Annotated in this window: 24 protein-coding genes; 12 read left to right on the forward strand and 12 right to left on the reverse strand. The window is 59.5% G+C overall.

The window, feature by feature from the left end; genetic code table 11:
* Positions 1-56: 56 nt before the first annotated feature.
* The 3 genes from Q4481_RS01465 to Q4481_RS01475 form a co-directional block, all read right to left on the reverse strand.
* Positions 57-2,585 (reverse strand): methyl-accepting chemotaxis protein, encoded by a 2,529-nt coding sequence (locus Q4481_RS01465; protein WP_304374487.1) that lies wholly within the window; start codon positions 2,583-2,585, stop codon positions 57-59.
* A 260-nt stretch (positions 2,586-2,845) separates the two neighbouring features.
* Complete coding sequence (locus Q4481_RS01470; protein WP_304374488.1) at positions 2,846-5,383, reverse strand: methyl-accepting chemotaxis protein; 2,538 nt, start codon at positions 5,381-5,383, stop codon at positions 2,846-2,848.
* A 261-nt stretch (positions 5,384-5,644) separates the two neighbouring features.
* Positions 5,645-5,803 (reverse strand): hypothetical protein, encoded by a 159-nt coding sequence (locus tag Q4481_RS01475; protein ID WP_304374489.1) that lies wholly within the window; start codon positions 5,801-5,803, stop codon positions 5,645-5,647.
* A 164-nt stretch (positions 5,804-5,967) separates the two neighbouring features.
* Here Q4481_RS01475 and Q4481_RS01480 point away from each other — a divergent pair, with 164 nt between their 5' ends.
* Positions 5,968-7,407: a glutamine synthetase family protein gene (locus tag Q4481_RS01480; RefSeq protein WP_304374490.1), complete on the forward strand. Its 1,440-nt coding sequence runs from the start codon at positions 5,968-5,970 to the stop codon at positions 7,405-7,407.
* A gap of 54 nt (positions 7,408-7,461) precedes the next feature.
* Here the strand turns inward: Q4481_RS01480 and Q4481_RS01485 are convergent, their stop codons facing one another.
* A complete protein-coding gene (locus Q4481_RS01485) occupies positions 7,462-7,731 on the reverse strand; it encodes a hypothetical protein (RefSeq protein WP_304374491.1) in 270 nt (89 codons plus the stop codon).
* Between the two features lie 23 nt (positions 7,732-7,754).
* Here Q4481_RS01485 and Q4481_RS01490 point away from each other — a divergent pair, with 23 nt between their 5' ends.
* A complete protein-coding gene (locus Q4481_RS01490) occupies positions 7,755-8,624 on the forward strand; it encodes a LysR family transcriptional regulator (protein WP_304374492.1) in 870 nt (289 codons plus the stop codon).
* Positions 8,625-8,644: 20 nt separating this feature from the next.
* On the forward strand, positions 8,645-9,265 hold the full coding sequence (locus Q4481_RS01495) for a YdeI/OmpD-associated family protein (RefSeq protein ID WP_304374493.1): 621 nt from the start codon (positions 8,645-8,647) through the stop codon (positions 9,263-9,265).
* 27 nt (positions 9,266-9,292) lie between these two features.
* Here Q4481_RS01495 and Q4481_RS01500 read toward each other — a convergent pair whose 3' ends face one another.
* Positions 9,293-10,147, reverse strand: a complete 855-nt coding sequence (locus tag Q4481_RS01500) for a CPBP family intramembrane glutamic endopeptidase (RefSeq protein ID WP_304374494.1) — start codon at positions 10,145-10,147, stop codon at positions 9,293-9,295.
* A gap of 85 nt (positions 10,148-10,232) precedes the next feature.
* Positions 10,233-10,466, reverse strand: coding sequence for an SMc00767 family acetate metabolism repressor (locus Q4481_RS01505; protein ID WP_304374495.1), 234 nt, complete (start codon positions 10,464-10,466; stop codon positions 10,233-10,235).
* A 349-nt stretch (positions 10,467-10,815) separates the two neighbouring features.
* Between Q4481_RS01505 and Q4481_RS01510 the strand changes: the two genes are divergently transcribed.
* From Q4481_RS01510 to Q4481_RS01530, 5 genes are all read left to right on the forward strand, one after another.
* The gene (locus tag Q4481_RS01510) at positions 10,816-12,237 is read left to right on the forward strand and encodes a helix-turn-helix domain-containing protein (protein WP_304374496.1); all 1,422 of its coding nucleotides are present in this window, start codon (positions 10,816-10,818) and stop codon (positions 12,235-12,237) included.
* A 125-nt stretch (positions 12,238-12,362) separates the two neighbouring features.
* Positions 12,363-13,460 carry a polyamine ABC transporter substrate-binding protein gene (locus tag Q4481_RS01515; RefSeq protein WP_304374497.1) on the forward strand — a complete coding sequence of 366 codons (1,098 nt, stop codon included), beginning with the start codon at positions 12,363-12,365 and terminating at the stop codon, positions 13,458-13,460.
* Between the two features lie 80 nt (positions 13,461-13,540).
* On the forward strand, positions 13,541-14,701 hold the full coding sequence (locus Q4481_RS01520) for an ABC transporter ATP-binding protein (RefSeq protein WP_304374498.1): 1,161 nt from the start codon (positions 13,541-13,543) through the stop codon (positions 14,699-14,701).
* A gap of 11 nt (positions 14,702-14,712) precedes the next feature.
* Complete coding sequence (locus Q4481_RS01525) at positions 14,713-15,618, forward strand: ABC transporter permease subunit (protein WP_304374499.1); 906 nt, start codon at positions 14,713-14,715, stop codon at positions 15,616-15,618.
* Positions 15,619-15,628: 10 nt separating this feature from the next.
* Positions 15,629-16,444, forward strand: a complete 816-nt coding sequence (locus Q4481_RS01530; RefSeq protein WP_304374500.1) for an ABC transporter permease — start codon at positions 15,629-15,631, stop codon at positions 16,442-16,444.
* A 19-nt stretch (positions 16,445-16,463) separates the two neighbouring features.
* Here Q4481_RS01530 and Q4481_RS01535 read toward each other — a convergent pair whose 3' ends face one another.
* Positions 16,464-16,718: a DUF6460 domain-containing protein gene (locus Q4481_RS01535; RefSeq protein WP_304374501.1), complete on the reverse strand. Its 255-nt coding sequence runs from the start codon at positions 16,716-16,718 to the stop codon at positions 16,464-16,466.
* A 153-nt stretch (positions 16,719-16,871) separates the two neighbouring features.
* On the opposite strand from Q4481_RS01535, the gene Q4481_RS01540 reads away from it, so the two are divergent.
* Both Q4481_RS01540 and Q4481_RS01545 read left to right on the forward strand, forming a co-directional pair.
* Positions 16,872-18,824 (forward strand): acetoacetate--CoA ligase, encoded by a 1,953-nt coding sequence (locus tag Q4481_RS01540; RefSeq protein ID WP_304374502.1) that lies wholly within the window; start codon positions 16,872-16,874, stop codon positions 18,822-18,824.
* Positions 18,825-19,016: 192 nt separating this feature from the next.
* Entirely contained in the window at positions 19,017-20,402 is a 1,386-nt protein-coding gene (locus tag Q4481_RS01545) for an amidase family protein (protein ID WP_304374503.1), read from the forward strand.
* On the opposite strand, the gene Q4481_RS01550 is transcribed toward Q4481_RS01545, so the two are convergent.
* Positions 20,392-20,832: an acyl-CoA thioesterase gene (locus tag Q4481_RS01550; protein WP_377352433.1), complete on the reverse strand. Its 441-nt coding sequence runs from the start codon at positions 20,830-20,832 to the stop codon at positions 20,392-20,394. The genes Q4481_RS01545 and Q4481_RS01550 overlap by 11 nt on opposite strands.
* Positions 20,833-21,154: 322 nt before the next feature.
* On the opposite strand from Q4481_RS01550, the gene Q4481_RS01555 reads away from it, so the two are divergent.
* On the forward strand, positions 21,155-21,637 hold the full coding sequence (locus tag Q4481_RS01555) for a chemotaxis protein CheW (RefSeq protein ID WP_304374505.1): 483 nt from the start codon (positions 21,155-21,157) through the stop codon (positions 21,635-21,637).
* A 117-nt stretch (positions 21,638-21,754) separates the two neighbouring features.
* The gene (locus Q4481_RS01560) at positions 21,755-23,485 is read left to right on the forward strand and encodes a cation:proton antiporter domain-containing protein (protein WP_304374506.1); all 1,731 of its coding nucleotides are present in this window, start codon (positions 21,755-21,757) and stop codon (positions 23,483-23,485) included.
* A 12-nt stretch (positions 23,486-23,497) separates the two neighbouring features.
* Here Q4481_RS01560 and Q4481_RS01565 read toward each other — a convergent pair whose 3' ends face one another.
* Genes Q4481_RS01565 through Q4481_RS01580 form a run of 4 tightly spaced genes read right to left on the reverse strand, consistent with a single transcriptional unit; the run spans position 23,498 to position 26,725 of the window.
* Complete coding sequence (locus Q4481_RS01565) at positions 23,498-24,391, reverse strand: SMP-30/gluconolactonase/LRE family protein (RefSeq protein ID WP_304374507.1); 894 nt, start codon at positions 24,389-24,391, stop codon at positions 23,498-23,500.
* Between the two features lies 1 nt (position 24,392).
* On the reverse strand, positions 24,393-25,028 hold the full coding sequence (locus Q4481_RS01570; RefSeq protein ID WP_304374508.1) for a 2-dehydro-3-deoxy-6-phosphogalactonate aldolase: 636 nt from the start codon (positions 25,026-25,028) through the stop codon (positions 24,393-24,395).
* A gap of 9 nt (positions 25,029-25,037) precedes the next feature.
* On the reverse strand, positions 25,038-25,955 hold the full coding sequence (locus Q4481_RS01575; protein WP_304374509.1) for a 2-dehydro-3-deoxygalactonokinase: 918 nt from the start codon (positions 25,953-25,955) through the stop codon (positions 25,038-25,040).
* The gene (locus Q4481_RS01580) at positions 25,955-26,725 is read right to left on the reverse strand and encodes an SDR family NAD(P)-dependent oxidoreductase (protein WP_304374510.1); all 771 of its coding nucleotides are present in this window, start codon (positions 26,723-26,725) and stop codon (positions 25,955-25,957) included. Before Q4481_RS01580 ends, Q4481_RS01575 begins: the two co-directional genes overlap by 1 nt.
* Between the last annotated feature and the right edge of the window lie 173 nt (positions 26,726-26,898).

The raw sequence follows: 26,898 nt of genomic DNA on the forward strand, positions 1-26,898 counted from the left end.
TCTAACCTGAAACCGGTGCGAGCGGCAAGCCGGCACAGCCTGCCGTGTCGTCGCAGTCAGGCTGCGTGGCGGCGATGATTGCCGTTTTCGCGTTCGATGCTGAAGGCGGCCACAAGCTGCATCAGCGTGTCTGCCTCTTCGGCCAACTGGCGCGTGGCCGCATTGGTTTCCTCCACCATGGCGGCATTGCGCTGGGTCACCTGGTCCATCTGGTTGACGGTCGAGTTGACTTCCGAAAGCGATGCGGCCTGTTCCCGTGCCGAAGTGGCAATCAGTTCGACATGGCCGGCCACATCGACGATCTGACGCGAAATCTCGGTCAGCACCGAGCCGGTTTCGGCGACATATTGCGAACCGGTTGACACTTCGGTAACCGAGGTCGCAATCAGTTCGCCGATTTCCTTGGCAGCCTTTGCTGAGCGCTGGGCGAGCTCGCGCACTTCCTGGGCGACGACGGCGAAACCCTTGCCCGCTTCGCCCGCGCGGGCAGCTTCGACGCCTGCATTGAGCGCCAGCAGATTGGTCTGGAAGGCGATCGAGTCGATCACATCGATAATCTGGGCGATACGATCCGACGAGTCCTTGATCCGCGACATTGCCGAAATCGCGTTCTGAACGACCGCCGCCGAATTGTCGGCATTGCGCTTGGCCTGGGCGACGACGGTACGGGCTTCTGCAGCACGCTCGGATGCCGTGTTGACGGTTGCGGTGATCTGGTCGACGGCAGCTGCGGTTTCCTCAAGCGATGCCGCCTGTTGTTCGGTCCGCTTGGAAAGCTCGTCGGCGGAATCCGACAGTTCGACCGTGTTGCGCTGTATCATCGAGGCATTGCCGCGGATCTGGCTCATCGTATCCTGCAGCCTGAGCAGCGAGACGTTGAAATCGTTGCGCAACTGTTCGAGGCGACCGAAGAACGGCGTTTCGATGGTCTCGGAAATATCGCCCTGCGACAGGCGGCCAAGGCCGGCGGCAAGAGCATCGACGGCGAAATCGATCTGGCGGTCGACATCCACCTTTTCGCGGTCGTTGCGCTGGCGCTCCTCTTCTGCGGCACGACGCTCGGCTTCGCTACGCTGTTCGATCTCGATTTTGGACAGCGCGTTCTGTTTGAAGACACCGAGCGCGCGGGCCATTTCGCCGATTTCGTCGACGCGGGCCTCACCGGAAATGCTGGTGTCGAGTGCGCCATCGGCAAGCCGGCGCATGGCCGCTGTAATCTGGCCAATCGGTCCCTTGAAGGTCATGACCAGGCCGATACCGGCAAAGATGGCAATGATGATACCGGCTGCCATGGCGCTGAGCGAGATCGAGTTGGCGTCTTCCCGTTCGGCACCGGCGCTTTGCTTCTGAAGTTCGGCGAACGTGGTCAGCTGCTGCCAGATCGTATCGATTTCTGCACCGGCAGCGGAGAATTTTTCAAACCTCTGCTCGCTGACACTCACGAGCTCCTTGGCTGCGGCGCCCATGGCATCGATGACAGGCACGAGTTTGGTGGCAGTCTCTGAGATGGCTTTCACTTCCTCAGCCGTAAACACCAGCGTCTTGAGGTGCGCGCTCATCTCGCCCAGATCGCGGGCAAGGATGCCGCGGTTCTTTTCGTTGGGCTCGAGCATGAAGGTCGCGAGATTGATGCGGATCGCATAGGCATCCTCCACCACCTTGCGGCTGCCGGTCAGAAGGCGCTCGGCCTTGATCAACGGCTGCTTGAGTTCGGCGAACTTGTCTGATGCTTCCTTCATCCTCTGGCCTGCGGCAAGGCCGAGATAGACAGATGTCTGCCGCATGGCATTGATCTTGGCCGACAGTTCCGAAACCGTCGCATCCGACTTGTCATTCCTGTCGAGAATGCCGGTAAGAGCGGCTAGGTTTGCCTCGATCGTCTTCGAGATCGATTTGCTTTTTTCCGGCAGCACGGACTTGAGCTTGCCCGTCCGCTTCTTGATCTCGTCGAAGTTTGCCTTCGCAAAATCGTACTTGGCTTCCGGGCTTGGTTGCGTCGAGAATTTTTTGGCGATGTCGGTCAGGAATGCCGATGTGGCGTTGATCTGATCGGCCTGCGAAAGCAGCGTCTTTGCGCTGTTTTCATCGACACGGACATTCACCTGTACGCGCGTCGCGGCCGTTATGATCTTCTTCTGTGCATCGGTCACCAGTGCGAGATTGTCGGTGATGGCGGTCCGGATCGCGGTCTCTTTCTCGTCCAGCTCCCAGAGCGTGTCGATCTTCGAGGCAACGGCATCGACAGACGTCAGGACCTTTTCGAGATCTTCGCGACCCTGAGCCCCCTTGGGAAGCTGGCCCAGCGTTTCGTCCAGGATAGCGCGCTGTTGCTTGAGCTCGTCCGATACCTTCGCTCGCGTTTCTTGGTTGGTATCCTCGAGGAATGCGCTCATCGATGATGAAACGTCACGAAACCCTGAAAGGGACTGCAGAACGCTGTTGGAAATCTCCATGCGTCCTTCGAGCAGGTCGGATGTATAGAGCCCTGTCAGGCCGACAGCCGAAATGCTGATGACAAAAGGCAGGATGAAGATCAGGACCTTGGTCTGGATCTTGAAACGGGACAATATGCGATCAATATTCATCGCGCGCGACCTCTGGCGGTAAAGTTGTTTCACTAGACCACTTAGTCGCAAGGGTATCAGTAGGACTGAAGGCCAATGCGCCTGAACTCCCCCCGAGGTCCAGTTTCAATTGTCAGCAGATTTACATCTTCAAGTTAATTCGACACTAATGCCGAAATCAATAAATTGGAGTTTTTATAAACTGAAGGTTGTCTATTGTTTGAAATGCAATATATGCTGCGGGTAACGGTCGGGGCTACCCGCAGCAGGATCCGACGCGGTCAGGCCGCGCGATAGGACGTGCGCGGGGAAACGGAACCCTGGCCGGAAAGCTTGAACTGCTCGACCAGCATCATCAGCGTGTCCGCCTCAGAGGCAAGCTGGCGAGTGGCCGCATTGGTTTCTTCCACCATGGCTGCGTTTCGCTGGGTCATCTGGTCCATCTCGTTGACAGACGAATTGACTTCGCCAAGCGCATTGGACTGATCGCGGCTGGCCATTGCAATCATTTCCACCCGCTCGGAAACATTGACGATCTTCTGCGAGATTTCGGACAGGACCTCGCCAGTCTGCTGCACCAGACGAGCACCCGACGAGACTTCCGTGCTCGAAGCATCGATCAGGCTCTTGATTTCCTGGGCAGCGGAAGCCGAACGCTGGGCGAGTTCGCGCACTTCCTGGGCGACGACGGCGAAACCCTTGCCCGCTTCGCCCGCGCGCGCGGCTTCGATCCCCGCGTTGAGCGCGAGCAGGTTGGTCTGGAAGGCGATTTCATCGATCACATCGATAATCTGGACGATCTTTGCCGAGGCATCTTCGATCCGACCCATGGCCTGGATCGCGCTTGCAACGACCGCCGACGAAGCATCGGCCGATTTCTTCGTGTCGGCCACAATCTGGTTGGCTTCTTCTGCGCGCTCGGCAGACGATTTAACGGTGACAGTGATCTGCTCGACGGCAGCTGCGGTTTCCTCAAGCGATGCGGCCTGTTGTTCGGTCCGCTTGGAAAGCTCGTCGGCGGAATCCGACAGTTCGATCGTGTTGCGCTGGATCATCGAGGCATTGCCGCGGATCTGGCTCATCGTATCCTGCAGCCTGAGCAGCGAGACGTTGAAATCGTTGCGCAACTGTTCGAGACGACCGAAGAACGGTGTTTCGATGGTTTCGGAAATATCGCCCTGCGACAGGCGGCCAAGGCCGGCGGCAAGAGCATCGACGGCGAAATCGATCTGGCGATCGACATCCATCTTTTCGCGGTCGTTGCGCTGGCGCTCCTCTTCGGCGGCACGACGCTCGGCTTCGCTACGCTGTTCGATCTCGATTTTGGACAGCGCGTTCTGCTTGAAGACACCGAGCGCGCGGGCCATTTCGCCGATTTCGTCGACGCGGGCCTCACCGGAGATACTGGTATCGAGTGCGCCATCGGCAAGCCGGCGCATGGCCGCTGTAATCTGGCCAATCGGTCCCTTGAAGGTCATGACCAGGCCGATACCGGCAAAGATGGCAATGATGATGCCGATGGCGGTAGCGCCGAGCGAGATCGAGTTGGCGTCTTCCCTTTCGGCTCCGGCGCTTTTCTTCTGCAGTTCGGCAAAAGCGGTCAACTGCTGCCAGATTCCATTGATCTCACTGCCGGCCGCTGCAAATTGCTCCTGCCGTTGCTGGCTTGTCTTCACCAGTTCCTGGCTGGCCTTTCCAATCATCTCGATTGCAGGAAGGAGGGTCTTGCCGGCTTCGGCAATGAAAGCCACGTCAGACGATGCCCGCGAAAGTCCATCAACATCTCGGCGCAGGAGCACGAGATCCTGTCCTAGAATGCCGGCATTCTCCTCGTTGGGATCCAGCATGAAGCGAGCGAGTTTGATGCGGGTATTGTAGGCCGTGCGCAGAATGCGGTTCGAGCCTGCAAGAATGCCTTCCGCCTTGATCAGCGGAGTATCGGTCTCGGAAAATTTCTGCGTAGCTTCCTTCATCTTCTGTCCGGCGGCGAGACCAAGATAGACCGACAACTGGCGGAAACCGGAAAGCTTCATCGAGATTTGCGAAACGCCCGCATCGCTCTTGTCGCCTGCCTTGATGATGTCCGCAAGCGCCTGCAATACGCTGCCGAGCGATTTTGAGACCGCCTTGTTCTTGGCAGGGAGCGCCGAGGTCAGGATCTCGTGGCGCATGTTGAGTTCCTTCATCTGCCCGGCGATGAAATCGAACTTTTCCGGCGCGCTCTTCTGCTTGTTGAAATTCGTGGCGACACCGGTCAGGTAGGTCGCAGCCGCCGTGATCGTGTCGGCCTGGCGCAGCATGGATTTGGCGGCATTCTCTTCGTTGCGCACGTCCTTCTGCATCTGGTTGGCCGCTTTTTCGACCTTACCCTGCTGGGCGATGATCACATCCAGTCCGGACTGGATCTGGGCCCGCAACGCCATTTCGCTTTCGTTGAGCTTCCAGAGATCGTCAATGCGCTGGCTCACGCCATCGACCGATTTCAAAGTGTTTTCGAGTTCGGCGCGGCCCTCTGCATCCGGTGCGAGCTGGTTGAGCATGCTGTCGAGGTTGCCGCGCTGTGTCTGCAACTGACTTGCCACAGCATCGCGGTTCTCAGGGGTCGTGTTTTCAAGGAAATGTCCCATCGCATCGGACGCATCCCGGAAGCCGGAAAGCGACTGCAGAACGCTGTTGGAGATTTCCATGCGGCCTTGCAGAAGACCGGAGGCGTAAAGTCCAGTGAAGCCCACCGCTGAAATGCTGATGACAAATGGCAGAATGAAAATCAGAACCTTGGTCTGGATTCTGAAACGAGACAAAATTCGATCAATATTCATGCCGTTACCCCTCCGAAACAGACGTGCTCGTTTTGGTTGTCCGAAGCCCATTCAACAGCAGTCAAAACCAACTGCTGCAAAGGCCTTTCAGGCTGACAGAACGAGTCATTGTGCAGGATTGTGCGGGGAGGCTGTTAAAATAAGGTAAGCGATAGGTTGCAGAAAACGGTATAATAATATTATTTGCAAGGATCGCTCGCGTGCCAAAGTACGGCACGGCCTATCAAGGTCATGCCGACTGACGGTTTCGGCGATCCTTGATCAGCGCAGCACGAGCGGCGCAAGACTCATCATGATGACAAGGGCAAGACCTGTCGCTGTCAGGGTAAGAATGAAGCGGCGCTGTTGCAGACGTTCATCGCTTTTGCGGGCGATCGCCACGGCCTTGGCACGGGTCGGGGCGGAAGGGCGTTCATGCATGATGATGCTCCTTGTTGAGGCAAAGTCAGGATGAAGCCAAGTCGTAAAATTTGTCTTTATCGCGACCATTTGGCGTATTTGTCGGCAAATAAACTGGCGGCCCCCTCGCCAATTGACCCGGAAAGGGTATGATCGCGCCGTTATCAACAACAAATCGGTGCATCATGGCAGCCAAAAAAGCGCATAGCAGGACTACAAAAGCGACAACCAACTTGCCGCCCAAACCATCTCCTGCTGTTGCTCGTGCCCGTGGTGTCGATAACTGGAAAGAGGCTGCCGCCTGGCTTCGCGCCCGCGGTATCGAGGATATCGAATGCATCACGCCCGATCTCGCCGGCGTGCCGCGCGGAAAAATGATGCCGACGTCGAAATTCACATCGAATACGTCGCTGGCGCTTCCCTCGGCCATCTTCCGGCACACGATTTCGGGTGAATATCCCGAAGAGACCGAAGAATTCCGCTACGATTCGCGCGACAGCGACATCAAGCTGATGCCGGATCTGTCTACGCTGTCCGTCGTGCCGTGGGAGACGGATCCGACGGCGCAGGTGATCTGCGATATCGTCGATACCGAGGGCAAGCCCGTCAGCTACACGCCGCGCAATGTGCTGAAGAACGTCGTGTCGCTCTACAGGGAGCGCGGCTGGAAGCCGGTCGTGGCGCCGGAAATCGAATTCTATCTCGTTGCCAAGAACGATGATCCGGACTATCCGCTGCGGCCGCCGCAGGGTCGGTCGGGACGCTCCATCCAGGGTGGCCAGGGCTATTCGATCGCCGGTATCAATGAGTTCGACGAACTGATCGACGATATCTATCATTTCTCCGCCGCTCAGGGCCTGGAAATCGACACGCTCATCCATGAAGAAGGTCCGGCGCAGCTCGAAATCAACCTGCGTCACGGTGATCCGATCGAGCTTGCCGACCAGGTGTTCCTGTTCAAGCGCACCATCCGCGAAGCAGCACTCGGCCACGGCATTTACGCAACCTTCATGGCCAAGCCGATGCAGGGGCAGGCCGGATCGGCCATGCACATTCACCAGTCCGTGGTCGATGCCAAGACCGGCAAGAATGTTTTCTCCAACCCGGACGGTTCGCCGTCGAAGGAGTTCTTCCATTTCATCGGCGGCATGCAGGCCTTCGTGCCGAGCACGCTTGTGATGATGGCGCCTTACGTCAATTCCTACCGCCGTCTGACGCCGGGCATGGCGGCCCCCGTCAACAATGCCTGGGGATATGACAATCGCACCACAGCCTTCCGGGTCCCAGTCTCGGATGCGGCGGCGCGGCGCGTAGAGAACCGCCTGCCGAGTTCTGATGCCAATCCCTATCTGGCGCTGGCGGCATCGCTGGCTTGTGGGCTGCTTGGCATCCAGAAGGGTATGGAGCCGACGCCCCCATCGGATGGAACCGCCAACGAAGGGTCTGTCGATCTGCCCCGCGGTCTTCTTGAGGGTGTCTCTCTTATGGAAAACGAAGAGGCGCTCTTGGAAGTGTTCAGCCGCGAGTTTGTCGGCATGTATGCCGGCGTCAAGCGTGGCGAGTTCGAGACCTTCATGCAGGTGATCAGCCCCTGGGAGCGCGAATATCTGCTTCTGAACGTCTGACGCCCTCAGCAACAAAATCGGATCGGGCCCCGGCAGTTTTCTGCCGGGGCTCTTTCATTTGTCAGCGGGGCGAGGCAGGCGGATCAGGCGCCAGTTCCAGACCGGCCGGCGCTCTTCTGTCATTTGATCCTGCGTCCTGTGTTGTTGGCGCTCTTGCTGGAAATACTGAACGAGCAGAAAGGCGGCGAGTGTTTCGTACATGATTGTCCTTTCCGGGTCAGCGATACTGACCGGCTTCTGATTGTCGAAGATGGATTTGGAAGACCGGTACAACCGGTGCTGCAGAGAAAAGTTATCCTGCAGAATTCTTTTCACATAGGCCAAAGAATGCCCTATGTTTTTCAACTATGAAAAACACACCCTGGGATGCCTATCAGGTTTTCATTGCGGTCGCCCGCCTCGGTGGCCTGACAGGCGCCGGCGCGCAGCTCGGTCTCAGCCCCGCTACGGTAGGGCGCCGCATCCTCGAACTCGAACAGTCGATCGGCTGCCCGTTGTTCCGGCGCAGCCAGACCGGCTACACTCTGACGCCGGATGGACAGATCCTTTTTGATGAGCTGCGCGAGATGGAAGCGGCGGTGCGTCGCGTCGAGGCCTGGCGCGAGGAGGGCGGCGGTCTGGTGACGGTGAGGATCGCCCTCGGCACCTGGGTCGGCTGGCTTCTGATGGAGAATTTCAAGGCGCTGGTGACCGACCGCGATCGCTTCCGCATCGAGTTTTCCGTCGGCGAGCGACGCGCCCAGCTGTCGCATCGTGAAAACCACATCGGCATCCGGGCCTTCGCACCGGAGGAACCGAACCTTGCCTCCCGATCGCTCGGCGAAACCGCCTATGCCGCCTATCGTCAGAAAAATGCCGGCAAGGACGATCGGTTCATCGCGGTCGACGAAGACAATGCCATTTCGAATTACCTGCGCTGGCCCTATCAGCATCGCGGCAACGATATCGCGGTGACGGTTGACCGGCCGCGCTCGATGCTGGATCTTGTGCGCGCTGGTGCCGGTGTCGCGGTGCTGCCCTGTTTTGTTGGCGATCTCGATCCGATGCTGGAACGGGCAGGCGGCGAGATTGTCGAACTTCGACACCGGCAGTGGCTGGTGACGCACAGTGACGATCGTTCGCGCCGGGAGATCCGCATTCTGTCCGATCGCATCGTTCGCCTCATCAAGGATCACGCGGATCTTTTTGCGGGAAGACGGCCGAGCCGGGCACAATAGGCACGGAGCAGGAGAAAGCGATGATTACCGAAATCGAAGACTTCTTCACCAAAGGCTGTGGGCGATGCGAGCGTTTTGCCACGCCGGACTGTTCGGTCCGTCAATGGAGCGAGGGGGTAAACGAACTGCGCCGCATCTGTCGAAGCGCGGGCCTTGTCGAAACGGTGAAGTGGGGCCATCCGTGCTATATGCATGCCGGCCGCAACATTGCCCTGATCGGCGCCTTGCGCGGCGATTTTCGCCTGAATTTCTTCCACGCGGCCTTGATGAAGGATCCCGAAGGCCTGCTCGAGAAGCAGGGGCAGAACACGCGCCATCCAGACATGTTTCGCTTTACGGCCAGCAAAAAGGTCACCGACCTGGAGCCGATGATCCGGCTCTATCTAAAGGAAGCGATGGACTATGCTGAGGCTGGCATCCGTCCGCCGAAAGAAGAGATCGATCTTGCTCTGCCCGATGAACTTGTCGATGCGCTCGATAGCGATCCGGAACTGGCCGACGCCTTCCGCAGCCTCACCCCGGGGCGGCAGCGCAGCTATGTGATCAATCTGGCAGGAGCCAAGGCTGCGGCGACCCGCATCAGCCGGATCGAAAAACTTCGCGACCGGATCATCGCCGGCAAGGGTGCGAATGAGCGGTGACGCCCGGTCTCAGGTGACAGATTGACCTCACGCAGCAGATTGCTTGCGTTTGCCCAGCCGGTAGAGGCTGATGCCGGCGGCAAAGCCGGCGATTGTCACCAGAGCGCCCATGATGTTGATGCCGAGCGTGTCGACGACCGGGTTGACCATAACGACATCGATGGCGGCATGAAAGACGGCGACGACCAGAACGGCGCGGCCGGATTTCAGATAGAACCATGTCAGAAGTAGCGACCCGGTCAGGAGGCTGATGAGCCAGCCGAAGAGACCGGCTACCCCGAGTGACTGGTAGGTTTCGTTGCTGAGAATGAGGGGCAGATGCCAGATTGCCCAGGGCAGGGTGATGACCAGCGAGGCGGAGAGCGGCGTAAACCGGCGCAGCAACAGCGGCAGGAGAAAGCCGCGCCAGCCGATCTCTTCTCCGAAGCCGTAGAAGACCAGTTCAACCGCAATCAGCGCAACGGCGGAATAGGTCGGAAACTCCTTCGATGTCAGAAACCTGCCGAGATCGGGTGTGGTTCCGGTCATCAGGGTCTGCCCCAGCAATCCCGCCGCACCGATTGCGACCGGCAGCAGGATCGCGAGGATCAGCCAGGGCAGCGACGCAGGGGACCAGATAAAACGCACCCAGTCGGCACGGGTCATGCCGCCTTGAAAAACAAGCAGGATCAGACCCGCGATCGCCGGCCCCAGGCTCCCGATCAGATGCAGTTCCGAAGCGACTTCCGGACCATAGCCCAGCCGGAAGGCAACGAGCGGCGCCCAGATGGACCAACTGATGAGGAGAGCAATCGAATAGAAGAGGATGGTTTTGCGGAAGCTGCCCGGACCATGCATCGCGAAAATACCGCCTGTTGAAAACGCGATTTTCGCCAAGCACATGGATTGCGTCAATGGCCGAATGAAAAGAGCCCGGGCATGCCGGCCCGGGCTCCAGGAACTTGCCGGCCAGACCGGCGAAGGGGTGTTATTGCCCCTGCGTGACCACGACCGGGATCAGGAGATCGCCCCAGTTGCCCTCGTTGTGATGGCGGGCGGAACGGATCAGTTCAACCGAAACGCCGGCATCGACGGCCTTCATGACCGAATGGTTGAGGCGGTGCAGATCGTTGGCGATCATGCGGATGGCAGCCTGCTGTTCGGCCGACATTGCGGAAGCCTGTTCTTCGGCGCGTTCCTTGACACGGGTCTGTGGGGTCATGGCATTTCTCCTCTTATTCTGCAGGGGTTGTTGAAATCCGGGATCCTTCCGCCGTCAGTCTGGCTGGGAAGGCATTGTCTGTTGCCTACTGCTCGTCTCTGGCCACTCGTGTGGATTTGTAAAAATCAGTCATAACCAATTTTCGTCTCCTCCAGAGCTGTCGCAGATGCGTTTGGCTTGGTTGCTTCGATGTCTATTCTTTTACATTGCATCGCGAGAAAGGCGAGAAAAATGCGCATTCTGATCGATGCATTCGAGTTATGCTGTCTTGTCTTTGACAAAACGGGCGTGTAAAAAAGTAAAAATTGTAAATCTCGTTTGCGGCGGCGTTTTGTAAAAGGATCTACAAATGGCGGAGATGAAGATCTTTGCAGGCCCGCGGGTCCGGCGCATTCGCAACGGTCTCGGCATCACCCAGACGGCGATGGCCGAAGGTTTGGGCATCTCGCCATCCTATCTCAATCTCATCGAACGCAACCAGCGTCCACTCACCGTCCAGCTCATCCTCAAGCTCGCCTCGGTTTACAAGATCGATATCGAGGATCTGCAGGGCGAGACCGGATCGGTCGCAAGCGAGCTCAAGGAGATCTTTACCGATCCGCTGCTGGTTGGCGAAATTCCCGGAGGCGAGGAACTGATCGAGGTTTCGGAAGCCGCACCGAATGCCGCCCAGGGCATGATCAAGCTCTATCGCGCCTACAAGGAGCAGGCGGCCCGTCTGACGGATCTCGCAGGGCTTTTGGCGCAAGCGGGCCATGACGCTTCCATCTCGGCTGCCAAGCTGCCGATCGACGAGGTGCGCTCCCGTTTCGAGAGCCGGCCGAATTTTCATGCGCTGATCGATGCGGCCGCCGAGGCTTTCTATGAGCGTTTGCAGCCGGGTGAGGACCTGGCGGGCGCGATCCGGACCTGGCTGAAGAACGAGCACGGCATCGTGGTGCGAACGTTGCCGGTTCATGCCATGCCGAACCTGAGACGGCGCTATGATCGCCACTCGATGCGGCTTTTCCTGTCCGAGCGGCTCTATCCGCACGACCAGTTGCGCGAGATCGCTCAGGAGGCCTGCCAGATCGCGCTCAAGGACGAGATCGTTGCGACGCTCGACGAGTTGGGCTTTTCCTCGGGCGAGGCGCGGCGCATCGCCCGCTTTGAACTCGCGCGCTATGCGGCGCTGGCCCTGATGATGCCCTACGGTGCCTTCCATGCCGCTGCCCTGCGCGCGCGCTATGATATCGGCATTCTCTGCGCCCGCTTTCGCGTTTCCTTCGAACAGGCCGCCAATCGGCTGACATCCCTGCAGCGGCCGGGCATGACGGGCATAGCCTTTTTCTCGCTCGAAATCGATATTGCGGGCAACCGGATCCGCAGGGCAGGGGCCAATGGATATCCACAGGCCCGGTTCGGCGGCCAATGTCCCAAGCTCAACATTCATGCCGCCTTTGCTGCGCCGGGCCAGATCCTTGCCGAGATCGCCGAGATGCCGGATGCCACGCAGTATCTGCTGATCTCCCGAACACTCGAAGGACCGATGGCGGGTTTTGAGGAGCGTGTGCGCCGAACGGCTCTTCTCATCGGATGCGATGCCGCCTTCGCCGGCGAGATAGCCTATGGTCAGCATCTTTCGAAAAGTCCGGACCTTGTGCTCAAGATCGGAACAGCCTGCAGGCTCTGTGAACGGCCGGGTTGTCTTGCCCGGGCGGAGCCGCCGCTCACGCGTCCCCTCGGGCTCGATGAAATGGTTGCCGGCCTCTCCGTGTTCGATTTTCAATGAAGCGCTTGAAAAGAATCCGAATTTTTTAGTTGTCGCCTGCCTCAATCCTTTCTAATCTGTTTCCAGAGTGCGGAACGCTGGCCTATATAAGAACATCAAAAGGTTGGCATTACAGGAGAAAAATCATGAAAAAACAGATGCTTGGTCTCACCTTCGGCCTGGTGTCCTCGTTGGCGATGGTTGTTGGTGCCCAGGCGGCTGACAAGGTCGTCAATGTCTACAACTGGTCCGATTATATCGATGAATCCATCCTTGCTGATTTCACCAAGGAAACCGGTATCAAGGTCGTCTACGACGTTTTCGACTCCAATGAAGTTCTCGAAACCAAGCTCCTGGCCGGCGGTTCCGGCTATGACGTCGTCGTTCCGACCGGCCCGTTCCTGGCCCGTCAGATCCAGGCTGGCGTTTTCCAGAAGCTCGACAAGTCCAAACTGCCGAACCTCACCAACATGTGGCCGGCAATCATGGAGCGCCTCGCCAAGTATGATCCGGGCAATGAATATGCCGTCAACTACATGTGGGGCACCACCGGCATCGGCTACAATGTCGACAAGGTCAAGGCCGCGCTCGGCGATGTGAAGATCGACAGCTGGGATGTGCTCTTCAAGCCCGAGAATGCCGAAAAGCTCAAGGGCTGCGGCATCAACATCCTCGATGCATCCGACGAGACCTTCGCCATTGCCATGAACTATGTCGGCAAGGATCCGGACAGCAAGAAAACTCCCGATCTCGAGGCTGGCGGTGAAGTATATTCGAAGATCCGTTCCTCGGTGAAAACCTTCAACTCCTCATCCTATATCGATGATCTCGCCAACGGCGATATCTGCGTCACGCTTGGCTGGTCGGGCGATATCCTGCAGGCCAAGACCCGCGCCGAAGAAGCCAAGAATGGCGTCAACATCGATTACGTGATCCCGAAGGAAGGAACCTACATGTGGTTCGACAACCTCGCGATCCCGGCCGATGCCAAGAATATCGACGAGGCCCATGCCTTCATCAACTATCTGATGAAGCCGGAAGTGATCGCCAAGGCGTCGAACTATGTTCAATATGCCAACGGCAACCTTGCTTCGCAGAAGTTCCTCGATGAGGCTGTGATCAAGAATCCGTCGGTCTATCCGGACGAAGAGACGACCAAACATCTCTTCACCATTTCGCCCTATGGACCCAAGGAGCAGCGCGTGCTCAACCGGGTCTGGACACAGATCAAGACCGGTAGCTGACCGGATCGCGACAATCCTGAAACCGGGCACTTGCCCGGTTTCTTTTTGGTTTCGGGCAACAATCAATCTGGATGGGGACCATGGCGAAGTCACTGGGGCCGGTTAAACGTAAATTCTCTCCTTGGACCGATCCGTCGGTCAAGCCGTTCATTCGGTTCGAAAATGTCACCAAGCGCTTTGGCGATTTCGTCGCCGTAAAGAACCTGACGCTCGATATCTACGAGCGCGAGTTCTTCTCTCTTCTCGGTCCGTCGGGCTGTGGCAAGACGACCCTCATGCGCATGCTGGCGGGCTTCGAAGAGCCGACCGAAGGCAAGATCCTGCTGCAGGGCAAGGATATTTCCGGCGTGCCGCCCTACAAGCGACCGACCAACATGATGTTCCAGTCCTATGCGCTCTTTCCGCATATGAGCGTGGAGAAGAACATTGCCTTCGGGCTCGAGCAGGACAATCTGCCGAAGGGCGAGATCGACGCCCGCGTCCAGGAAATGCTGAAACTCGTCAAGCTCGAACCGTTTGCCAAGCGCAAGCCGAGCCAGCTTTCGGGTGGCCAGCGCCAGCGCGTGGCGCTTGCCCGTTCGCTCGCCAAACGCCCGAAGGTGCTGCTACTCGATGAACCGCTCGGCGCGCTCGACAAGAAGCTGCGTGAGGAAACCCAGTTCGAGCTCATGGATATCCAGCAGAATCTCGGCCTGACCTTCCTCATCGTCACCCACGACCAGGAAGAGGCGATGACGGTGTCCGACCGTATCGCGGTCATGGATCGCGGCATCATCATGCAAGTCGCGACACCGGCGGAAATCTATGAGGCGCCGAACAGCCGTTATGTCGCGGATTTCATCGGCGACATCAACATCGTCGAAGGGAAGCTGGCCGGTTTCGAACCGCGCGGCGAGGGTGGCCGGGCGACCGTCATCTGTGATGGCGATTTCAAGGTCGAGGTCGAGCAGGGCCATTGCGATGCCACTGCCGGGGCCGATGTCGCCTTTGCCATCCGTCCGGAAAAGGTGCGCATCTCCACCGAGGCTCCGGCTGATACCAGCGCAAATGCGATCTCCGGCGAAGTCTGGGATATCGGCTATCTCGGCGATTTCTCCGTCTTCATCGTCAAGCTCGCCAATGGCAAGACATTCCGTGCCGCCCAGGCCAACATTGCCCGTCTGGTGGATCGGCCGATCACCATCGAAGATAAGGTGTGGCTCACTTGGTCTGCCGATTCCGGCATGGTCCTGACGCGATAGGAGAGACTCTGATGTCGGATACCGTCGCACCACACAAATCCAATCCGGCCCGGTGGCTGGTTGTCGCCGTTCCCTATCTCTGGATGCTCCTGTTTTTCCTGGCGCCGTTCGCGATCATCTTCAAGATTTCGCTTTCGGACACGGCGATCGCCATGCCGCCCTATATCCCCGTCTTCGAGGGTTTTTCGGCGATTGGCGACTTCTTCTCGCAACTCGATTTCGAGAATTATCTCTTCCTCACCGAAGATCCGCTCTATTACAGCGCCTACCTCTCGTCGCTCCGAATTGCGGTAATTTCCACCTTCTTGCTGCTGTTGATCGGTTATCCGGTGGCGCTTGCCATGGCACGCGCGCCATCCACCATCCGTCCGACGCTTCTGATGCTGGTGATCCTGCCGTTCTGGACCTCGTTTCTCATCCGTGTCTATGCCTGGATCGGCATCCTGAAGCCGGAAGGCTTGCTGACGCTGGTGCTCCAGACCATCGGCCTTTATGGTCCGGATGATCAGGTGCAGATCTTCCGTACCGAGACGGCCGTTTTCATCGGTATCGTCTATTCCTACCTGCCCTTCATGGTGCTGCCGCTCTATTCGGCACTCGAGAAGCTGGATGGAACGTTGCTCGAAGCGGCCAGCGATCTCGGTTGCCCGCCCTGGAAGGCTTTCTGGAAGATCACCTTTCCCCTGTCGATCCCCGGCGTCGTAGCCGGCGCCATGATCTGCTTCATCCCGATTACCGGCGAGTTCGTGATCCCGGATCTTCTGGGCGGCTCCAACACGCTGATGATCGGCAAGACGCTGTGGACCGAATTCTTCGGCAATCGCGACTGGCCGCTGGCCTCCGCCGTCGCCGTCATCCTTCTTCTGCTTCTGGTGGTGCCGATCGCCATCTTCCAGAACCAGCAGCAGAAAGCGTGAGGATCCGACGATGAAACCAGCAAAATTCGATCCGGTGATCCTGACGCTCGGCTTCGCCTTCCTCTATATCCCGATCCTCATCCTGGTGGTCTATTCCTTCAACGAGTCCAAGCTCGTGACCGTCTGGGGCGGCTTTTCGCTGAAATGGTACCGGGAAATGTGGTCCAACGAAGGGCTCATGAGTGCGGCCTGGGTAACGGCGCGCGTCGGTATCCTCAGCGCCACGCTCGGCACCATTTTCGGCACGCTGACGGCACTCGCGCTCGTCAGGTTCGGCCGCTTTCCGGGCCGGCTTCTATTCTCGGGCATGGTCTATGCGCCACTCGTCATGCCGGAAGTCATCACCGGCCTGTCGCTGCTGCTGCTCTTCGTCGCCATCGGGCTGGATCGCAGCCTGGTGACGGTCATCATCGCGCACACGACCTTTACGATGTGCTATGTCGCGATCGTCGTACAGTCGCGCCTGATGACTTTCGACATGAGCCTTGAAGAAGCCGCCCTCGATCTCGGCTGCCCACCGGTCAAGACCTTCTTCAAGATCACCCTGCCGCTCATTATGCCGGCGGTGGTCTCCGGCTGGATGCTCGCCTTCACGCTCTCGCTTGACGATCTGGTGATTGCCAGCTTCACCACCGGTCCGGGGGCGACGACGCTGCCGATCAAGATCTATTCGCAGGTCCGTCTCGGCGTGACGCCGGAAATCAATGCCGTCTGCTCGATCCTGATCGGGCTCGTGACGCTTGGCGTCATCGCGGCGTCGATCTCCACCAAGCGTGCGGAGCTTCAGCGCCAGCGCGACGAGAGGGCGGCAATCGCCGGCCTCTGACCAAAAACGAAGTTGGGGATCAGTCGTCCACACCGCCGCGCGGTGGAATGAAAAGATAGGTGAAGAACCAGAGCGGCAGGATGACAATGGCGCCGAGCAGCATGTTCGGCACTGCCCAGGCTATGAAACGCAGGGTCAGATCCCAGGCTTCGGCCGGGGTCAGGCCGATGCGGGCCAGAAGGCTATCCGCCGACAGGCCGAAAAAGTTCAAGGCAGCGCCGGCCAGAAGCGAGGCTGTCACCAGCTTGACGAGACCGGTAAAAAAGGGACCCACGTTCGGACTCCATTCAATGGACCGTTCGAATTTTAGCGAAAATTGGTAAACAATTGCCTGCTCCCGTAGCGGGAACCAGATTTGCCGCTGACCTGTTGCAGTGCAGCGAAAGTTTGGCTACACCTTCCTCCCAAAATTGGGGAGGCTTTCGTAATGCAGGAAAACACACCGCTTTGGGCTCCAACCGCCGCGCAGATTGCGGACAGTCCGATGACCAAGTTCCGGACCTGGTGTGCGGAAAAATATGGTGTGACGCTTCCCGATCATGACACGTTCCATCGCTGGTCGACGGATGATCGCGGCGCCTTCTGGTCGGCCGTCTGGGATTATTGCGGCGTGATCGGCGAGAAGGGCGAACGCAGCCTCATCGATGGCGATGACATGCTGAAAGCCCGTTTCTTCCCGGATGCGGAACTGAGCTTTGCCGAAAACATGCTCTGGAAGACAGGCAGCGATGATGCGTTGATCTTCCGTGGCGAGGACAAGGTCTCCTATCGCTGGAGCTGGGATCATCTCCACGCCATGGTCTCGCGGCTGCAGCAGGCTTTCAAGGCCATGGGCATCGGCAAGGGCGACCGTATTTCGGCGATGATGCCGAACATGCCGGAAACCATCGCCTGCATGCTGGCGGCCAATTCGCTCGGCGCCATCTGGTCGTCCTGCTCGCCCGATTTCGGCGAACAGGGCGTGCTCGACCGGTTCGGCCAGATCGAGCCGAAGCTCTTCATCACCTGCGATGCCTACTGGTACAACGGCAAGCTCCAGGATGTGTCGGACAAGGTGCGCACCGTGGCCCCCAGGCTCGGCGCCCCCGTGCTTGTCGTTCCCTATGCCGGCAATGCCGAAGCGCTTGCGACTTCACTTGAGGATGGCCGCACGCTCGAAGCCTTCATCGCGCCCTTTGACGCCGGCAAGATCGATTATCTGCGGCTGCCCTTCTCGCACCCGCTCTATATCCTCTTCTCGTCGGGGACGACCGGCGTTCCGAAATGCATCGTTCACTCGGCCGGCGGCACGTTGCTGCAGCATCTGAAGGAGCAGCGCTTCCATTCCGGCCTCAAGGATGGCGACCGGCTGTTCTATTTCACCACCTGCGGCTGGATGATGTGGAACTGGCTCGCCTCGGGCATCGCCACCGGTGCCACGCTCTGCCTGTTCGATGGCTCGCCCTTCGCGCCAAATGGCAATGTTCTGTGGGATTACGCGGCCGAAGAAAAGTTCGCCGTATTCGGCACGTCGGCGAAATACATCGATGCAGTCCGCAAGGGCGGCATCGAGCCCTTGAAGACCCATGATCTCAGCCATCTGCAGCTGATCACCTCGACCGGCTCGCCGCTGTCGCCGGAAGGCTTCGCCTTCATCTATGAGGGCGTGAAGCCCGATGTGCAGCTGGCGTCGATTTCCGGCGGTACAGATATCGTGTCCTGTTTCGTGCTTGGCAATCCGGTCAAGCCAGTCTGGAAGGGCGAGATTCAGGGCCCCGGCCTCGGCCTTGCTGTCGATGTCTGGGATGACGAAGGTCGTCCGGTGCGGGGCGAAAAGGGCGAACTTGTCTGCACCCGCGCCTTCCCTTCGATGCCGGTCGGCTTCTGGAACGACAAGGACAATGCCAAGTACAAGGCGGCCTATTTCGAGCGTTTCGACAATATCTGGTGCCATGGCGATTTCGCCGAATGGACTGATCACGGCGGCCTCATCATTCACGGTCGTTCGGATGCGACACTCAATCCGGGTGGCGTCCGCATCGGCACGGCCGAAATCTACAACCAGGTCGAACAGCTCGATGAAGTCGTCGAGGCAATCTGCATCGGCCAGGATTGGGATGATGATGTACGGGTCATTCTCTTCGTGCGTCTGGCGCCGGGCCTGACGCTCGATGCCGAACTCGACAAGAAGATCAAGACCAAGATCCGCACCGGTGCCTCGCCGCGCCATGTGCCGGCCAAGGTGCTGCAGGTCACCGATATTCCGCGCACCAAATCCGGCAAGATTGTCGAGCTGGCCGTCCGCGAGGTTGTCCATGGCCGGCCGGTCAAGAACAAGGAAGCGCTTGCCAACCGGGAAGCGCTGGACCTGTTTGCCGGCCTCGACGCTCTGAAGAGCTGAGACCAGCACCAGCCGATCTTTCGCAGCCTGTTCATCCGAGAAAATCGCACGGCCCCTGCGGGCCGTGTGCTTTCTCTAGCCGGCTTTCGCAAACCCGTCAGGATTCTGTTGGCATTGTGTACCGCATCTTTTCTTTCCCTTCGGCAAAGGCTAGCCTTTCCGCATTGAAAAGCTTGCGAGAAAGTGTCGTACATGGCGCAGTCCCCAACCCTTACGGAACTTCGCGATGCGCTCGCGGCCGGTCATGTCAGCGCCGTCGAGCTTGTCGGACGGCTGCTTGACCGGATTGACGATTACGCCGGCCTCCACGCCTTTTCGATCATCGACCCCGAGACCGTTCTGACCGAAGCGCGTGCGGCCGACCAACAGCGGTTGAACGGCAACAGCCTCGGGCCGCTGCATGGGATCCCGGTCGCCATCAAGGATAACATCGCGGTCGCTTCCTACCCCAATGCTGCGGGCACTCCGGCACTCGCCAAGCCGGTGATGGCCGCCGATGCACCGCTTGTCACGCGCCTGAGAGAGGCGGGTGCGATCGTTCTCGGCAAGACCACCATGCACGAACTGGCTTGGGGCACCACAAGCATCAATCCCTTCTCGGGAACGCCGCGCAACCCAACCGATCCCAACCGCACGGCCGGCGGTTCGAGCGGCGGCGCAGGCGTTGCCGTGGCCGCAGGTCTGGGGCCGGTCGCGATCGGCACGGATACCGGCGGTTCGGTCCGAATTCCGGCGGCCCTTTGTGGTGTCTGGGGCTTTCGTCCCACGGTGGGTCGTTGGCCTGGCGAGGCGATCGTGCCAATTTCGCGCACCCGCGACACGGCAGGACCGCTCGCGCGCAATGCCGGGGATCTGGCGCTTCTGCACACGATCATGACCGGAGAGACGATCGAGACGTCAGTGAGTGTCGCTGGCAAGCGGATCGGTATCCCCGACACCTATTTCTGGTCGGTCGCCCAGCCGGAAACCGCCGCGATCTGTCGCGCCGCTCTTAACCGGCTGCAGCAGGCCGGTGCGGAACTGGTGGATGTGGAGATCGGCAATCTTGCGAAACACTATGACCTCGCGAGCTTCGACATTGCCCTTTACGAAACGAAGCGAGACCTTGCGCTCTATCTTGAGCACTATGCGCCCGGCGTCACGCTTGCCGATGTGATCGGCCAGATCGCCAGCGTCGATGTGCGCGAGACGCTCGAGCCGCTGCTCGAAGAGACCGCCCCGATCAGCGAAGAACGCTATCAGCAAGCCCTTCTCGTTCACCGCGCCGCGTTGCGGCAAATCTATCAGGACCTGTTCGATCGCCACAAGCTTACGGCACTGGCGTTCCCGACGGTTCCGATGCCGGCTCTGCCGCTCGATCAGGATCTCGTCGATCTGCCCACAATCGGACTGGTCCCGGCCTTTCTTGCGATGATCCACAATACGGGCCCCGGTTCGACGGCGGGGATTCCCGGCATCTCGATGCCGGCCGGGCGAACCGCCGAGGGCATGCCGGTCGGGCTGGCTTTCGATGGACCCGATGGAGGCGACAAGGCGCTTCTGGAGTTTGCCATCGCCGCCGGCGCCGTCATGGGCTGATTTTCATTGCCTCCAGGATACGGCGCGTCGCCTCGCCGATCGGCTTTGGCCGCCGGTCGGCCTTGCCAACATTGACGTGGACAAAATGCCCCTCTGCGGATGCTGTCTCTTCATTGCCGCGAAACAGGGCGATTTCATATCTGACCGACGAGTTGCCGAGATGGGCGACCCGCAGACCGGCCGTTATGTGATCGGGAAAGGCCATCTCGGCATAGTAACGGCACCCGGTTTCGATGACGAGGAACACCTCATCGCCCCCGTGCGGATCGAGCACACCCTGCTCGATCAGATATCCATTCACGGCCGTATCGAACAGGCTGTAATGAACCACATTGTTCATGTGGCCATAGATGTCGTTGTCCGACCAGCGGGTCTGCAGCGGTCGGAACACGCGAAAATCTTCCCGCGCCGGTTTGGTCCGTTCAGCCAATATCATGCCTCCTCGATTTTGCCGGACTTTCGCCCCAAGCATCCGTTCGGTGCAAGCGTTTCGTGACGTTTCCTCTCAAATTCACATCCGGGCAGCCGTGCCGGACAGAGCGCCTTCTGCCCCATTCGGAAACAGGTCACGCAGAACGGCCTGTCGGGCGCCGTTCTTAACGTTGATTCGTCGTAAATCGCTAACCATTCCCGGAAGAATACCGGACCGGTCCTAGGCATTTTAAGCCTTGTTAAAATGCTTGGGCGCAGGCTTGCCTCAAGACCGGCATCAATGACCGGACCAATTGCAAGACAGGGATCGAGGTTGGACGATGAATGCGCAATTTGCGAAGAATGCCGGTAGTGGCGAACTGCTGGAACTGATGGCCTTCAGCCTGCATGGACAGGCCTTCTGCGTGAAAACCACCTCGATCCGCGAAATCCGCAGCTACTCGGTGGCGACGCCGCTGCCGCATGCACCGCGCGAAGTCGTCGGTCTCATAAATCTGCGTGGCTCGGTCATCCCGATCATCGATCTGGCGCTGAAACTGGGAATGAAGAGCATCGATCCCAACGAGCGTTGCGCCATCATCGTCGCGGAAGTTCAAGGCATGGCGATCGGTCTGGTCGTCGAGCGCGTCTCCGACATTCTGACCGTTGGGGCCGAAACGATCCAGCCGATGCCGGATGTTCGCGCGATTGGCGTCGGGGAATATTCCGACGGCATCATCATTCATCAGGAAGAGATCATCTGCCTTCTCAATCTGACGCGTATGTTCGAAGGCTTTGACGAAGCCAGCCTCAAGGCTGCCTGATCGATCTCTACTCGAATATCGACACTTCCCCCGGGCCGGACCTGTTCAGCCGGCCCGAATCGCTTATCGTGACATAACGAGGACTGTTTCGGTCTCGATGGTGCGGTAGGGGCGGACTTGGCTTCATCGGTCAATCTTGGAATTTATAGCGATGCGATGATCGTGCTGGCCACCGCCGGCGTACTTGTTCCGGTCATCAGCCGCATCGGCGTCAATCCCATCATCGGATATCTGGCTTTCGGAGCCCTGCTCGGCCCGATGGGCCTTGGGTCGCATCTCGATACCTTTCCCTTTCTCTATTGGCTCACCATCGTCGAGCCCGGAAATGTGTCGGCAATTGCCGAACTGGGCATTGTCTTTCTCCTCTTCCTCATTGGGCTCGAACTGTCCTTTTCGCGTCTGATTGCTCTGCGGCGGCTCGTCTTTGGCCTCGGTTTTCTGCAGATCGTCCTGTCAGCGGCGGCCCTCACGCTCATGGCCCGGCTGGTGGGCCTGGAGATGGTGCCGGCGCTGCTTGTCGGAACCAGTCTTTCGCTTTCGTCGACCGCGATGGTGATCGAAATCCTGGCGGCCAAGCGGCGCATGGCGACGATCATCGGCCGCACGAGCTTTGCGGTTCTGCTCGCCCAGGATATCGCCGTTGTTCCACTCCTGATGCTCGTCGGCATTTTGGCGGCCGGTTCGACGACGAACATGGCTGCCAGCATCGGCATGGCCCTTCTGCAGGCCGTCGCATCATTGGCTGTCATCGTGCTGCTCGGACGTGTCTTCATCCGGCCGCTCTTCCGTCTCGTCGGTTCGTTGCGCTCGCCGGAAGTCTTCCTTGCCGCCATCCTCTTCGTCATTGTTGGCGCCGGTTTCGTCGCCTCCCTCTTCGGGCTCTCGATGGCACTCGGCGCCTTCGTTGCCGGTCTGCTCCTGTCGGAAACGGAATATCGCAAAGCCGTCGAAGCGATCGTCGAACCGTTCAAGGGCCTGTTGCTCGGTGTTTTCTTCTTCACCGTCGGCATGTCGATTGATCTGGCGCTCTTTGCCAGCGCACCCTTTCAGATCCTGATGACAGTTGCCTTGATGATCCTCATCAAGACCGTCGTCATGGTGCCGCTGTCGCGCAGCTTCGGCGTACCGATGCTGAAATCGATCGAACTGTCGCTGCTCCTGGCTCCGGGCGGCGAATTTGCCTTCGTCGCGCTCGGCGCCGGTGTTTCAGCCGGGCTCCTGACCCAGGAGAAGACGGCCATTGTTCTCACCGCCGTTGCCGTCTCGATGGCGCTGCTGCCGCTGATCGCCAACCTCGCCGAACGTCTGGTCGCAAGGATCCGGTCGGAAACCCGCTTCGATCCGGCGCTCGAAGTCCAGCCCGATACTATCGACAATCATGTCATCGTGGTCGGCTATGGTCGGGTCGGCAAGGTGGTGGCCGGCCTGCTGGAGCGTCATTCCATTCCCTATACGGCGATCGATTCCGAAGGTGCACTGGTCTCCCGCGAACGCCGCAGATCGGATCGTGTCTATTTCGGCAATGCCGCCGATCCGAACTTTCTGCGTGCCTGTGGGCTGGAAAGGGCGAGCGCCATGATCATGACGGTGCAGGACGATCACACGACCGATCACGTCATCGATTTCGTGCGCGCCATGCGGCCGGACATGCCGATCGTCGCCCGCGCCCGCGACGCGACCCATGCCCGCCATCTCTATGCGTTGGGCGTGACGACGGCGGTTCCTGAAACCATCGAGGCCAGCCTGCAGCTCTCCGAGGCGACCCTGATCTGCATGGGTATCCCCATGGGCAAGGTCATCGCGAGCATCCATGATCGTCGCGACGAATTCCGCAAGGAGCTGCAGTAGTTCCTGCTTCGGTCAAAGCCTGTAGGCGGCGTCGAACACGCCCTTGATGCCGATATCGAGCGAATAGGTATATCCCGCTTCCGGATCGGCCTGCCATTCCTCGAGGCTGAGATTTTCGCGCGCGGTCGTCACCAGCAGCCGGTTTGCCTCCTTGCCGATGAAGGCGGGGCAGGTGGTCTGCTTCGGCGGCAGCTTGTAGCGGGCAATCTTGCGTCCATCCGGCGCATAATGCTGGATTTCGCCGACACCCCAGCGCGCATTGAAGATCGAACCATCTGCAGCACAAACCGAGCCATCGACGCCGCCCGCTTCGCCGCTTTCATCGGAGAAGAGCGTCGGTTCGCCGGTGGGCAGACCGGTTGCCGGATCGAGCGTCACCTTCTTGTAGAGATTGTCCATCGTATCGACGAAATAGCCGGTCGAACCATCGGGCGAGAAACAGATGCCGTTCGGAATGGAAATCTCCGGATAGAGCAGGGTCACCTTGCCCTGCAGTACATGATAGATGGCGCCCGCACCCTTGCGGCCTTCACCATGCTTGGTCATGGTGCCGAACCAGAGCGCACCTGACGGATGGCAGCGGCCATCGTTTGAGCGCATGTGCGGCTTGTCCTGCTCGATCGGCGTCACCAGTTCCAGCGCGCCGGTGGCCACATCACGCACATGCAGCCCATGTTCGGACACGATCAGCTGGCGGGCATCGTCGATACGCGCCAGCACCGAAGCCATGAAGGGCAGGGTGTGAACCACCTTGCGGCCGGTCGATAAATTGAGCTCATGCAGCTGGCAATCGAAGATCGAGAACCACCAGGCCGTATCCGTGATCGGATCATAGGTCGGCCCCTCGCCATGATAGAGGCTGGTCTGATCGAGAATGCGTCCATTGTAACCTGTGAGTTCAACCATTTCAGCCTCCGAAAACGCGGTCATAGGCGGCAATCGTATCCTTGGCGCGGCGCGCGATTTCGGACGGATCCATGCCGGGCTTGTAGAGGCTGGAGCCGAGGCCGAAAGCGCGGATATCCGCCTTGGCATAGTCACCGAAATTGGTATCCGACACGCCGCCGACTGCGGCAATCATCAGATCCGGTGGCAACACGGCGCGAATGGCGGTAATGCCGCTCGGACCGAGCGCCGACGCCGGGAAGAATTTGAGCCCGGTGGCACCGCAGCGGGCGGCCAGAAGCGCTTCGGTCGCAGTAAACACACCCGGCAGCGTCACCATGCCCTTGGACACGGCGTGGCTCAACACCGGCGCATCGACATTCGGGCTCACGAACAGCCGTCCGCCAGCATGGTCCAGCCGCTCGACATCCTCGATCGTCAGAACGGTACCGGCACCGATGAGCGCATCGGCCGGCGCCATTTTCGCTGCAAGCTCGATCGACTGAAACGGATCGGGCGAGTTGAGCGGGATCTCGATGGCCCGGAACCCGGCCTCAAGCAGAACCTCGATGGTCGCGGGCGTCTCGGACGGTTTCAATCCGCGCAGGATCGCCACCAGCGGATAGCGCATCGGGGGAAAGGGAATGCGGTCGGTCATCGGTCATCCTCAGTTCTTGTGCCAGATGGTGCGGGCCGCAGACAATAATCCTGTCTGGACGACGGCATCGGCATCGACGATATGCGGGCTGAGCCCGGCTGCGGTAAGCGCAGCCTGGTAGAGTTCGGCATGGCGGCCTGAGGCGACAAGCGCTACAGGCAGCCCGTGCGGAGCCATGCCGAGACCGCCGGCAATTTCCTCGCCGATCAGCAGGCCGGACAGGGTGGCCTCCGCCTCTTCGGGCGAAACAGATGCCAGAAGTCCTTGTGCCCTGATGGCAAAAAGCGCTTGCGTCAGACGCGCGGGGCTGGCGACGCTTCGGCGCACGGCATCGGCGAAGCATGGCATCGTTGCCTTTGCCCCGGAAGACCCGTTGACCGTATGGCTGAGGATCGTATGGCCGGAAATGGCGGCGAACAGTTCGCCCGTCATGAAGGTCGAGAAGGTCTGGACCCGCCCTGCCTGGATATGCACCCATTTCGAATGGGTGCCCGGCATCACGACGAGGCATTCGTCGGGCAGGCCGCCGGCAATGGCCCCAAGCAACTGGGTTTCCTCGCCACGCATGACATCGAACCATGGCTGGCGCTGGCAGAGGCCGGGCAGAATGCGGATATCGCGTTCGGTCTTTTCGATGCGTATGGCGGCCTGTCCGATCGCATCCAGTGCGGCGGGAACCTCGATGTAACCGGCCTCCTGCCAGCCCTGGCGCGCGCCGGCCATGCCGCAGATCAGGACCGGAAGATCGCTTGCGACCTCAAGAGCGGCAAGATGGCTGTCGAGCACCGCAGCGAAACCGCTCTCGCGGGCGCTGGTCATGCCTTCGTGAGACCGGCGCTCGCCCAGCACCCGGCCGTCCGCAGTCATCAGCCAGAGCCGAAAGCTCGACGTGCCCCAATCCACCGCAGCAAAGCGAAATTCCGACATTACATATAGCCTCCATCGACGATCAGGGATTGTGCTGTGATGGCCGACGACGCATTCGATGCGAGAAACAGGCAGGGTCCGACCATATCCTCGGGGCCAAGCGAACGATCAAGGCACTGACGCGCACGATGGCTAGCGGCGGCCTCGTCGTTGATCCAGAGCCGTTTCTGCCGCTCCGTCAAAACCATGCCCGGCAGGATGGCGTTGACGCGAATGCCATCGGGCCCGAGTTCTCCCGCCATGCCCTTGGTCAATCCAATGATCGCCGCCTTCGCGGTGAGATAGGAGGGCATTCCCGGCAGGTTCATCATATAGGCAATCGAGGAAAAACTGATGATCGATCCGCCCCCGTTCGCCTTCATGTGCGGCGCTGCCGCCTGAATGGAAAAGAACACCGGTCGGAGATTGATGTTCTGGTTGTCATCCCAGTAATCGGGCGAGACATTCCGGTAGTCATGGCGTTCGTCGAAACCGGCATTGTTGACGAGAACCCGCAAACCGTCCTGGTCCTCGGCGACCATGTCGACAATCGCGCGAAGGCGCTCGATGTCGCGCAGGTCACAGGCATGAAAGGCGGGTCTCGCCAGCCCGGCCTCGGCTATAGCGCGGCAGAGCCGTTCGGCGGCTTCCCGATCTCGGTCGATGAAGGCCACGCGCGCGCCCTGGGCACAGAAACTTTCCACAAGCGCTGCGCCTATTCCGGACGCTCCGCCTGTAATCAGGATGCTGGCGTTTTCCAGGTCCGGATAGCGCACCGGTTGGTTTGCCATGATTGCCGTTCTCCACCCCGGTCGCCAGCGGTTTCCCGCGGTCGGCAAGACCCCGGTTCCTCTCCTCGGCGATTGATTTCCTCGCAGTGTATAAAGGGGAACCGAGGGAGCGAAAAGCCCCTTGAGCGTTAAAAATCATACTTTTAGAGCGAGGAAAGGCTTGGGCTTCCTTT

The sequence above is a fragment of the Fluviirhizobium alvei genome (assembly GCF_030551875.1).
In the GTDB taxonomy this organism is placed as follows: domain Bacteria; phylum Pseudomonadota; class Alphaproteobacteria; order Rhizobiales; family Rhizobiaceae; genus Rhizobium_E; species Rhizobium_E alvei.